The organism is Vibrio sp. EJY3, from assembly GCF_000241385.1.
Classification (GTDB): Bacteria; Pseudomonadota; Gammaproteobacteria; order Enterobacterales; family Vibrionaceae; genus Vibrio; species Vibrio natriegens.
In genome coordinates, this window is sequence record NC_016614.1 from 1,883,892 (window position 1) to 1,896,103 (window position 12,212).

Genomic DNA, 12,212 nt, shown 5'->3' on the forward strand with positions numbered 1-12,212 from the left:
ATAAAGCGACAATTGAGTTTACACATTCGTAAATACCAACAATCACGCGATTAAATGGAACAATAGTAAACTTGGTTAACTTTGTAGTGTGATTTTGGATTCAAAACTGTTCTAAATTGAATTTTAAGGCGTTGATATAATACCGCGGTCTAAGTAACAGCATTAGGAACAACACATGGCATCACAGATAGAAAAGACACGTTGCCTGTCACAACTCATTCACCACAAGCCAATTCACTCACTTGATTGTCAGCGTGATTTTTCTCATTCTGGATTTTTCTCTATGCCAGCTCCGTCTCGTCACGTTTTTGATTTCAATGGGGGCTGGCTGTTCTACAAGGGTGATCCTGTAAACGCCAATCAACTTATTTGCGATGATAATAACTGGACATCAGTTTCTCTCCCACATTGTGTGGAATTGTTACCTGAAGATGCCAGTGGCACCATTAACTACCAAGGCGTCGTTTGGTACCGGAAGCACTTTCTTATCCCGGAGAATTTAAAAGATCAAAGAATAGTCATTGATTTTGAAGCGATTCAAGGTAAATCAGAAGTGTGGATTAACGGAGAGCTGATTGCCTCGCGTAAAGAAGGCTTTCTACCGCTTGTTATTGATATAACGTCATTCCTGAACTTTGATTCAACCAATATTATTGCGGTCAAAGCAGATAATAGCGATGACTCAAGCTTCCCTGCAGGAAAAAATCAATACGAGCTTGATTTTACTTACGTTGGCGGTATTTATCGCGATGTGTGGCTTTTTTCCACACAAAAGATGATGCATTTTGGCCATGAAGGAATCGCTAACACTCCAACCCCTAATACCAAACATTCTGGATTAAGAGTTCGCTATCGCAACGTTTCAGAACAAAGTGCCACCATTGATCTTGGCATGCAGATCATTAATCAAACGAATAATACGCAGCCAGTCACTATTGAGTGCCAACTGAGCTCTTGCCAAACTGGATACGTTACTACCAAGCAGTCGTTGAATGTTTCGATAGAATCTAGTGATCAGCATGTCAGCTGTAAAATGCAAGTAGAGCAGCCAGAACTTTGGCACCCCGACTCACCTAATTTGTACTGGCTAGACTGCCGACTCTTCGACAATTCTGGCGAACAGATTGATAGCGTGCGATTGAGAATTGGCATTCGCACTCTCGAACTTAAAGGAAAAGATGGCCTTTACATTAACGGCAAAGCCTACGAAGAAAAGTTAATCGGTGTTAACCGCCATCAGTACTACGCACACATCGGCACTGCATTGAGCAATAGTCAGCATTGGAATGATGTAAAGAAACTCAAAGATGCTGGCTTATCGGTGATCCGCACTGCGCACTACCCGCAAGACCCAGCCTTTCTTGATGCCGCTGATCAATTAGGAGTATTAATTATTCAGCCTTCTATTGGTTGGCAATTCTGGAATGAAGAGACTCAGTTTGTTGAACAAGCCAAGCAAAACGTACGCGAAAAAATTCGTCGCGATCGCAACCACGCATGCATTTGGATGTTTGAACCCGCTCTAAATGAAACCCATCAGCCGAACTGGTTTTTAAAAGAGTTACACCAAATTGTTCATCAGGAAATGGATGAAACGACTTGGGTTCCACTCGATAGCTATATTGATTGCCCTGAAGCAAGAGAAGTGATGTATGCACACCCTAACCAAGTCAAAGCAGGTGAAACGGATGAAGGGCAATTGATTTATCCTGCGGAATTTGACGTTCCCGTATTTACGCGCGAATGGGGAGATAACGTCGACGACTGGAATTCTCACAACTCTAACAGCCGAGTTCATCGTAGCTGGGGTGAACAAGCACAAATCATTCAAGCGCTGCACTACGCTACAGGCTCCGATAGTTCCGGCCATGAATATGCCACCAATCTCAACGTATTACATCAAACACCACGGCAGCATATTGGCGGCACTTTATGGCATGGTTTTGATCACCAACGCGGTTATCATCCTGAGCAGTTTTGGGGTGGTATTATGGATGCGTTTCGCCAAGATAAATACAGCTACCATGTATTCATGGCGCAGCGTAACCCAAACAAAACCCATCCTATTTGCCAATCGGGTTACCATTTAAAAATACTCCACGAAGCTACGCCTATTTCTGGTTCAGATATCGTGGTGGTGAGCAATGTGGATAGAGTTGAACTGAGTGTCGCGGGTCAATATTTCGGTACGCAAGTTGTCAAAAATCCGAGAAAAGGCATTCCGTTTTTGCCTGCTATATTCAAAGGCGCTTTTGATTTTATGGACTTTAAGAATCTACACCGCGAAGAAAGGTTCACCGAAGCCTGCATTATTGCCAAAGGCTTTGTGGGTGACGAATGTGTGATCACCGAAATCAAGTATCCGGCAAAACGACCAACACGTCTGCGCCTTAGTATCGACAACTCATCGCTCATCGCTAATGGTTCTGATATTGGTACCATCGTTTCTGAAGTCACTGATGAAGATGGAAATGTAAAACGTTTGGCCCGACATCACATAAAGTTTGAGGTTTATGGTGAAGCGAGCCTAATCGAAGCCGACAACATTTTTGCGAACCCAAGGGCGACGGAATGGGGGAGCGCACCAGCGTTGATTCGTACCACGCAAACGGCCGGCAAGATACTGGTGATTGCCCGTCCGGTAAATGAAGGGATGAATACGCTTGTACCCGCTATTTTGGAATTAGATACCAAGCCTAATACGCTTCCTATTCTGCAATCGGAGCTACCAACTCAATCATCCGATAGCATTGCGCGATTAGCCGAAATTAAACACTCTTTTGTTGAGGAAGTTGATAATAGAATCGCTCGCAACGCCTATATAAGAGCCAAGCATCGAGGTGTTGAACTGCAACAATCAGATTGTGGCGAATTTCATTTCTAATCTAACGCGCCAACTCAGTTGGCGCATTTTTCTCAGCCAAAAATCTTGGGTACTAAACTTACCCCGACTCTAAATACCTAGGTGTTAATCAATAATGCTCAGGCTAATTTAAGCTTTTCTCAATAAATAGATACGCTAACCCCTTAAGTTGTTGAGAAGTCGATAATTCACCAAAAATAACTTGAGTTTGATGCTGAGTCAGCTCGTCGTTGTCATTGAATGGGTGTGAGGCAATTGCTTCGCGAATACTGCTTAACCAAGCGTCACCCAACTCACATAAAGGGCCATACAGTAAAATTTGCTCAATGCCGACTAAATTTAAGCAATTACTTAACGTTCGGCCAATCACATTGACTGCATTTTCACTCAAACGTATGGCACTTGGATGATTCGCTAATACCGCATCAATAAAATGTGCATTCCCTATACACCCTTTCTGTAAAACCTTGTCCCACTCACTTTGTAATGCCGATAACGAGGCAACCGTCTCCAGGCACCCTCTCTGGCCACAGCCACACTGCTTGCCATGAATATCCACCAAAGTGTGTCCAATTTCGCCATTCGCATGAGAACGACTAAAAAAGACTTGCTCATCGATGATAAAAGCCGAGCCAATTCCATAGTCTAAATTCACTACACAAAAGTGCTCAGGGCGTTCACTTTGCCACTTTTCTGCCAATGCCAATCCGACACAATCGTTTTCAACAATGACCTCTGTATCAAGCCGTTGCGCTAACAAATATCGACATTCAAAGCCGCCTTTCCACTTGGCAAGAGGCATATGTAAAGATGCCCCACTGTGCCTGGATACTTGACCGTGCAAGCCGATAGCGACACGTAGTTTGCGCTGTTTACTGGCGTTTCGTGCGTTATCATATACGTCACAGACCGCGTCAATTAACGCTTCTGGTGTTTCGACATTGATCTCGGTCTCTGAGGCTTCGAATAGCAACTCCAGGTCTGCAGTAACAACGAGTGCCGCGATTTTGTTTGGTGATACATTTAAACAAAGAATGGGGCTGAGTTTATTACTAAGTGCATAGATCCCCGCACTGTTACCGCGGCGTTGAACAGGTCCGGGGAAAAGCATGATTTTTGATTCAGCATCCAATTCCGACAGTATCTTGCTCACAGCAGGTATCGAAAGCTGAGTGCGGGACGCCAACTCTGATTTACTCAAGGGACCACTTTTCGCCAAATGCATTAAGATGGAACGCTTGTTGTGAACTCGAATCGCTTTATTGGACAAACCTAATCCTTGACGCATCTCCATCACTCACCCCAGCTTATAGTGCTCAATCAATTTAAGTTGCTCTATCGACAGCTCTTGCAACTTCTGTCCGTTTGCTGCCACTTCCACAGCGCCTTTTGAATTCGATGACGCGATGTCTGAGATTCGACTGATGTTTTTTGCTATGTCTATCGCGGTGTTTTGTTGCTGTTCTGTCGCCGAAGCGATATGTGCTCCCAACTGAGCAAGTTCAGAAATTGAAGCTTGAATACCTTGCATTACCATGCTGGTTTGATTGGATGATTCGCGCGAGTGCTGCATATAAAAATGGCATTGTTCCACTTGCTGGACCGCCTGCTCAACCGATTTATGCAACAATTGAGTCATTGTATGGATCTCTTGGGTTGAACGACCTGTACGACCAGCGAGTTCCCTAACTTCGTCCGCAACCACAGCAAAGCCGCGCCCCATGCTTCCAGCTCTTGCGGCCTCGATGGCGGCATTAAGCGCGAGTAAATTGGTTTGATCCGCTATGGCTTGAATCACTTCGAGTACCCGGCCTATCTCTGTGCTTACATCACTCACTCGCGATATGGCATCTGCGGACTCTTTGAGAGCTTGTGAAAGCTGATGTTGAGCCTCAAGGTTGTCAGTGGTTTGTTTTTGTCCTTTCACGACCGAACGCTCAATATCGTTTAACTGAGTTTGGCTGGTACGTGTGGCTTGGGAGACCTCCGCGACCGAGCTTTCCATTTCGCTCATCGCCGCTGCGACACTTTCGGTTTCGATGCGCTGTGACTCCAGCGATTTTTGACTTTTAGAGGCAGTGACTTGATTGTGATTAGCAAGCTGGTTTTGCTGATGGGATACCGACTGTACCAATGCCACCAAGTGCTTGAGTGTATTGATCATTTGATCTATCGAGTTAGACAATTCGCCAAACTCATTCTTGCTTTTAATGCCGGTAGTTAACGTCAGATCGCCATTTTCTATACGATTTAACGACGCTTTAAGCATGTATAACGCGTTACGAATCGTCCGGCTTAGTGTCACAGCAACCATTGACACGATTAAGAAAGAGAATAACGTAACCAAAATGATCAGTTTTTCTCCCCTGGCTTGCATCACATTGACTTCAGTAACTTGCTGTTCAGACAGTTGTCGAAGCTGTTCAGACTGATGGACAAACAGATCGATCAACTGTGCCGTATCTGACTGAACCTCGGCGAGGAGTTCGAAAACTTCGGCCTGTTGCAACATGGCGTGATAATGTTTGACCAACACGCCTTGCTCGTCCGTCGCATGATCGATCACAGTCTTCAGGAGTTTTTGATCGCGCGTTGTATAACTGCGTGTTTTTTCCGCGAGAGACTGGCTGGTTTTAATAATCCGCTCGGCGACGGCGCGATTCTTTTTAATCAGTCCATCGATAACGTCTGCCGAACTCGAATTTAAGCCTTGGTTGGTATTAAAAATAAGTGAATCAATAGTGGCTGCTAGATTGTTTGCCATAAAGCTGGCATTCATATCATCAACCGAGCCAGACAAGCTATAAGCGGCACGTTTCATTTTGGTGCTGTCTAAAACAAACTGCCTAGTCCGACCCTCTACCCATTGCTCTGTGTCGACAACTTGTTGATACCATTTGAACAAATCGTGTGTTTGAGAAAATAGGGCGATGTCATGTGGAGTTTCTAACAAATCAATTTGGTGTTCGTTGAGTTGGGTGAACAACGCATCCAACTCCAACAATTTTTCATCATAGCGCTGATGGTTTTTTAAAAACTGAGATTCGATTGTTGTATATATGTCGGCATCCAACGGTGTGAAATAAGAGTTAGCCAAGGCTTGGCTAGTGAGCAGATGCACTGTCACTCGATTCAACTCAACCATATAAGGAGAAATCACTTCAGTCACGATATGGGTACGCTCAGACTGCAAGTTACCCTGGAGCAAACTCACGCCCGCAATCGAAATCATCGCCAGCAGCAACAAGGTAAAGCCAATGTAGATACGTCTAACAATGGACAGATCTTGCCAAAACTTCATAGGAACCTTTTAATATTTTTATAATTTACGAATTGTGAAAATAAAAAAGGCCGCATAACGCGGCCTTTTAAAGACAACTTAAAGTCACCCTGAGTTAGAGTAACCAGTGAACTTTACGCCACTTCTTTAGGTAGTTCGGCAACAGGAACCGCTGCAATCAATTTTTGAGTGTATGGTTCTTGTGGGTTATGAATTACCTGCTCGATGGTACCCTGCTCCATTATCGTGCCGTGTTGCAGTACGATCACTCGATCACAGAAGTACTTCACGGTTGCAATGTCATGGGTGATTAAGATGAACGATGTGCCAAATTCGTTTTGGAATTCAATCAATAGGTCCAAAACCTGTGCACGCAATGATACGTCCAATGCTGCCGTCGCCTCATCTGCAATGATCAGTTTAGGGATCGTCACCAGTGCGCGAGCAATAACAATTCGCTGGCGCTGCCCGCCAGAGAATGCGTGTGGATAGCGGCTTGAGAACTCCGCAGGCAAACCCACTCGACGCATCATATTACGTACGCGATCTTTACGTTCTTGCGCGCTCATCTCTGTGCGAAGCAGTTTCAGCGGCTCTTCAATGATATCCGCAACTGTCATACGTGGATTTAAAGAGGACCATGGGTCCTGGAAAATCAAACGTAGATCGGCAAACAAAGGATCGCGTTTAACACGCTTGTAGTCAGCAAGCTCAAGCTCGACGTCACTACTTTCGTCTACGTAACGAATGTTACCTGACGTTGCTGGCTGCATACCTAAAATCGCTCGACCTAAGGTACTCTTACCAGAACCGGACTCACCAACAATTCCCAAAGATTCGCCTGGGTGCAGCGTCAACGTCGCGTTGTTCACCGCCGTCATAAATTGTTTTTTCTCGAACATCTTGCCCGGTTTTTCAAACACTTTAGTGACGTTGTTTACATCTAAAAGTGGCGTTTGCCCTGTGTAAACAAACGGTTTTTTCACCTCAGAAGGTAGCTCAAGCGCACGCGTCGCATTCATCAGCTTAATCGTATATGGGTGCTCAGGTCGCTCGAAGATTTGGCGCACATCACCTTGCTCGACAACCACACCTTTTTCCATAACGACGACACGGTCCGAGATTTGTGCCACTACCCCTAAATCATGAGTAATGAACAAAATAGCCATGCCTATCTCTTGCTGCAGTTTGGCAAACAACTCCAAAATTTCAGCCTGAGTGGTCACATCTAACGCCGTTGTTGGCTCGTCGGCAATTAATACATCCGGACGACTGGCAATCGCCATCGCGATGACAACTCGTTGACGCTGACCACCAGATAACTGGAACGAGTACTTGTTAATCAAACTTTCCGGCTCAGGCATTTGTACCTGAGTCAAAAGTTCAATTGCACGTTCATGAGCCACTTGTTTCGTGATGCCTGGATCAACAAGACAAAGCACTTCTTTAATTTGATCGCCAACCGTATGAACAGGGCTCAGTGCTGCCATTGGCTCTTGCGATACCAATGAGAAGTTAAAGCGACGCAAATTACGCATTTCTTCACTACGCGGATGCAACGTGGTGATATCCACCTTGGATCCATCGGTATAATAAAGAATTTCCCCTGAATCAATGCGTCCTGGTTTGTCCAGCAGTTGAAGAATCGCGCTGGTTGTCACAGACTTACCAGAACCCGATTCACCGATGACTGACAAGGTTTCCCCACGATTTAAATGAAACGATACGTTTTTAACAGCGTGGAAGGTTTCCATCGTTGTCGGGAAGCTGACGTTCAGATCTTTAACTTCAAGAATTTTATCCGCCATTTTAAATACCTTATTTTGCACCTTGTTCATGGTAAGGGTCGCAGGCGTCACGTAAACCGTCACCTACAAAGTTCATCGCTAGAATGGCAATAACCACACTTGCTGCTGGAATTAACAGCCAGATTGCATCCGCTAGTGCACGGATGTTTTGAGCTTCTTGTAACAATACACCCCAACTCACCATAGGTGGTTGAAGGCCTAGACCTAAGAAGCTAAGCGCCGTTTCGCCCAAAATCATGCTCGGAATCGCTAGCGTAACCACTGCGATGATATGACTCAGGAAGTTTGGCACCATGTAACGGCGGATAATTTCAAATGGCGAGTTGCCATCTAACCATGCCGCTGCAACATACTCTTCGCTCTTCAATGACATGAAGCGGCTGCGGACAACGCGAGCCATATCAGGCCATGCAACCAAACCTAAGATAATGGTGATCAGGAAGTAACGCTGCAACGAGCTCCAGTCATTAGGTAATGACGCACCTAGCGCCATCCAAAGTGGAAGCGTTGGTACCGATTTAACAATTTCCATGGTGCGCTGGATGAAGTTATCCACTCTGCCACCAAAGTAACCGGAGATACCACCCACCAAAATACCGATGAAAAAGGTAAAAAATACACCAATCAGACCAACCGACAACGAGATACGCGCACCATGAATTAGTCGCGATAACATATCGCGTCCCATTCGGTCAGAACCGAGGATGAAGAAAGGATCACGTTTATTCTTAGGTACAAGTAACTTGTACTTCATCGGAATGAAGCCCGCTAGCGTGTACGGTTCTACCTCACCAAAAAATTCAAAGTAAACTTTCTTCTCTGGATTCTCGGTGTAATGACGTTTTAGCGAACGAGGGTCGGTTTTCACTGTGTAGCCGATTAAATGTGGCGCCCAATCCCAACCTTCGTTGGTTTTCTCAAACAGGTTTACCTGTTGCGGCGGCGCGTAAGTGTATCGACGCCAGTTGTCACTTGAGTTAAACGGTGCAAAAAACTCCGCGAATGCAGCGACAAAATAGATTAGAGCTAAGAACCACATACTGTACCAAGCCAGTTTGTGACGTCTTAATTTAAGACCAATCAATTGCCAGGCGGTTGCTTCCGTTAGGTCAATCTGTTTTTTCTTTCGCTTCCATACTCGAGCAAATATGCTATTGGCAGGAGCAGTTTGAATATTAGCTGTCATGATGATTACTCCTCGGTTAAAGACCAGCGCGTACGCGAGGGTCTACCCAATACATGATGAGGTCAGAAATGATGGTGCCGATAATGGTTAAGGTAGACATCAGCAATAGAATGTCGCCAGCCAGGTACATATCTTGGTTACGCAATGCGCTAAGCATGGTTGGTCCCATTGTCGGGATGTTCAACACCTGGCTTACAATCACGTCTGCACTGATAAGAAGTGGTAACTGCCAACCAATCGTCGCAGCAAGTGGTAGACACGCGACACGAATAGGGTATTTAACTAAGAGCGTAAATTCTTTTTGGCCTTTCGCTCGTGCGGTTTTTACATAAGGCTTTGTTAATTCATCGAGTAAGTTGGCACGCATAATACGAATGATACCCGCCATACCTGCAGTACCCGCAACGAGAATATACAACCAGCTACGACTAACACCGTCCATGAATTTGTCGAAACTCATAGGTTGAGAGATATACTCTGGCGAGTAAAGACCAGACAGCATCACGTCAAAAGAGTGATAACCAATTAGCAAGGCAACAATCGCAATAACAAAGTTAGGCGTTGCCATACCAATGAAGCCAAATATGGTTGCGATGTAATCGCCAAATGAGTATTGACGCAGAGCAGAGTAAACACCGATTGGAATAGCCAACGTAAATTTGAAAACCAGTACGGCACAGGCTAAAAGAATGGTAGGTAACAGTGTAGGCTGAATGTTATCCCAAACTGGTTTATTGTTAACCAGAGAAAGCCCGAGATCACCTGTAAGTAGACCTCCCATCCAACTTATGTAACGCTCATGCAACGGTTTATCCAAACCAAACATTTCACGCAAAACAAGTATCTGCTCTGGGTCGACATCTTGACCCATAGCGGCCATTTCTGCGATTTTTGCAGAAGCAAAATCACCTGGTGGTAAATCAATAACGACAAAAACTAAAATAGACACGACCAGCAAAGTGGTAAATACCGCCGCTAATCTTTGTCCTATATACAGAAAAAAACTGCTCATAATTATTCCTACATTTGCAACTTCGCAAACAGTTAAAACAAAAGGTTCGTTAGCCGCAGCTGCTAGTGACTGCGGCTAACAGGTCTGGTTTAACCATACCTAGTTCAACGAAATTACTTTGATTCCTTCCAAAGTTGAGCGGTACGCATTGGACCTGGCGAAGCGATACTGTATGAGTTTGGAACCTCAGTATCAGCGTTGCGAACGCCTTTACGAATGATCACACCTTCATCCAGAGGCTGAACCGTACCAATCACATAGAAGTTTTCTTTCGCAATATCAATAATTTGTTGCATCAGCTTAGACTGTTCTTCATGAGAAGACGTTTTACCCATAGCTTGGTAAAGCTCAATTTGCTTCTTAACATGTGCAGGTGGCTCAACAGCATTAGCGTGTGAAGTATCTGTCATCCAGTAGTAGTAGCCTAAGCCCCAGGTAGACTCTGGGTTTTGAGGTGCATAGCTGCGGAAAGTATCCAACACACCGATACCACCATCACCTTTCGCTGGCGCTAAATCATATTCATTCGCCAAACGTTGAGTTTGCAGGTAAGAACCTTCAACGATACGGATATCCAGGAATACGCCCACGTCTTTCCAATCGTTTTTCACAAGCTCAAGAATGTCTGTGGTTTCACCAACGTGCTGTTGGTTAACCAACGCTTCAATACGCAGGCGGTTGCCATTTTTATCCAGGCGGTAGCCATCGTCGTCTTTCTTGTTCAGGCCGACTTTGTCTAACAGTTGGTTGGCAAGTTCTGGGTTGAACTCTGTGTATTGAGTTGCAAATTCCTCATCGTAGAATGCACTACCCTCTGAAGGCGCTGCTTGGTATGGCGCAACGACACCAGAGAAAATAGTCTCACTAATACCTTCACGATCAATTGCGTGAGAAAGTGCTACACGGAAATCTTTGTTAGAAAATAGTTCACGCTTAACTGGATCTTTGTGTGTTTGGTTTAAGCCAAGGATCTGCGCGTTCATGCTAGTACTTGGACGAGTCGCGTAAGTGTAGTCACCCTTCTTCTCGTTTTCGATGAGCATTGGACGGTACTTAGCTACGCCAATATGGCGAGTTTGGAAGTCTGTCTCACCAGCGGCAGCGCGAAGAACCATCTCTTCTTTATTCTCAGAGTAAGAGAAGTAAACCGTATCTAGGTAAGGTAATTGGTTACCCGCCGTATCGACTTGCCAATAGTATGGATTGCGTTCCCAAATTGCATATTGCGTTTGCGGACCTGGAGCGACTTTTACTTTCCAGGCGTTTACTGTAGGACGGTCTGGGTTTTGGTAACTTTCTTGGAAGTAAATCGCACGACACTTAGTTTGGAAGTATTGCTGCCAGCTATCAAAGCCAGCGGCTTTTGCTTCTTCAGTCACTTTAGCGTTTACTTCAGGCAAAAATTGCTCACAGTAATGTTTCGGGAACTGAACGATGTTAGAACCATCCGTGTTCGCCAATTTACGAATGAACATACCATCGGCATTTTTTAGCGTGATTTTGATTGTGTGTTTGTCGACAACGGTACCGACTGCATCACCTGATTGACGAGCATAGAGTGGTTTGTTGCCAGACCAGTCTTCACGGTTAATTAAATCTAGGTAGAACTTGATGTCTTCCGCTGTAAACTCTGTTCCGTCAGACCATTTAACGCCTTTGCGCAAGCTGATCGTGTACTCTGTAAGCTCTGGGTTTACTGTGTAGCTAGTCGCTAGATTTGGCTCAATACCCGTGTAGTGACGGTTAAAGTTAAATAAGTTGTCGTACTTAAGCATACGCATACGGTGACCACGGTCCGCTTTTAAACCAAGCAGACGCAACTCACCACCGTATTGACCGATAGATTCAATCGGCTCAACAACAAGTGGGTTTTCAGGCAAACGCTCAGAAACAGGGGCTAGTTGCCCAGCTGCCACCAACTCTTTTAGCTGTGGGGCTTCGTTGTACGTATCCGCCAAAGCAGAAAAAGAGACAGAGGCTGCAACCGCGATAGCGACTTTGCCAAGTAGAGGTAAGCTATTCTTATAACTCATCAGTAACTCCCTGATTTGTATACAAATGTA

Annotated in this window: 7 protein-coding genes; 1 reads left to right on the top strand and 6 read right to left on the bottom strand. The window is 45.0% G+C overall.

From position 1 onward, the window contains the following. Nucleotides 1-175 precede the first annotated feature (175 nt). Entirely contained in the window at nucleotides 176-2,884 is a 2,709-nt protein-coding gene (locus tag VEJY3_RS24125; RefSeq protein ID WP_014235055.1) for a sugar-binding domain-containing protein, read from the top strand. Between the two features lie 103 nt (nucleotides 2,885-2,987). On the opposite strand, the gene VEJY3_RS24130 is transcribed toward VEJY3_RS24125, so the two are convergent. The 6 genes from VEJY3_RS24130 to VEJY3_RS24155 all read right to left on the bottom strand — a co-directional run bounded on the left by VEJY3_RS24130 (nucleotide 2,988) and on the right by VEJY3_RS24155 (nucleotide 12,182). Beyond that, nucleotides 2,988-4,151 carry an ROK family transcriptional regulator gene (locus tag VEJY3_RS24130; RefSeq protein WP_041170446.1) on the bottom strand — a complete coding sequence of 388 codons (1,164 nt, stop codon included), beginning with the start codon at nucleotides 4,149-4,151 and terminating at the stop codon, nucleotides 2,988-2,990. A 9-nt stretch (nucleotides 4,152-4,160) separates the two neighbouring features. After that, a complete protein-coding gene (locus VEJY3_RS24135; protein ID WP_014235057.1) occupies nucleotides 4,161-6,164 on the bottom strand; it encodes a methyl-accepting chemotaxis protein in 2,004 nt (667 codons plus the stop codon). Nucleotides 6,165-6,277: 113 nt separating this feature from the next. After that, a complete protein-coding gene (locus VEJY3_RS24140; protein WP_014235058.1) occupies nucleotides 6,278-7,951 on the bottom strand; it encodes an ABC transporter ATP-binding protein in 1,674 nt (557 codons plus the stop codon). Nucleotides 7,952-7,961: 10 nt separating this feature from the next. After that, the gene (locus VEJY3_RS24145; RefSeq protein ID WP_014235059.1) at nucleotides 7,962-9,137 is read right to left on the bottom strand and encodes an ABC transporter permease; all 1,176 of its coding nucleotides are present in this window, start codon (nucleotides 9,135-9,137) and stop codon (nucleotides 7,962-7,964) included. Between the two features lie 16 nt (nucleotides 9,138-9,153). Beyond that, a complete protein-coding gene (locus tag VEJY3_RS24150) occupies nucleotides 9,154-10,149 on the bottom strand; it encodes an ABC transporter permease (RefSeq protein WP_014235060.1) in 996 nt (331 codons plus the stop codon). A gap of 113 nt (nucleotides 10,150-10,262) precedes the next feature. Continuing rightward, entirely contained in the window at nucleotides 10,263-12,182 is a 1,920-nt protein-coding gene (locus VEJY3_RS24155) for an ABC transporter substrate-binding protein (protein ID WP_014235061.1), read from the bottom strand. Nucleotides 12,183-12,212 lie beyond the last annotated feature (30 nt).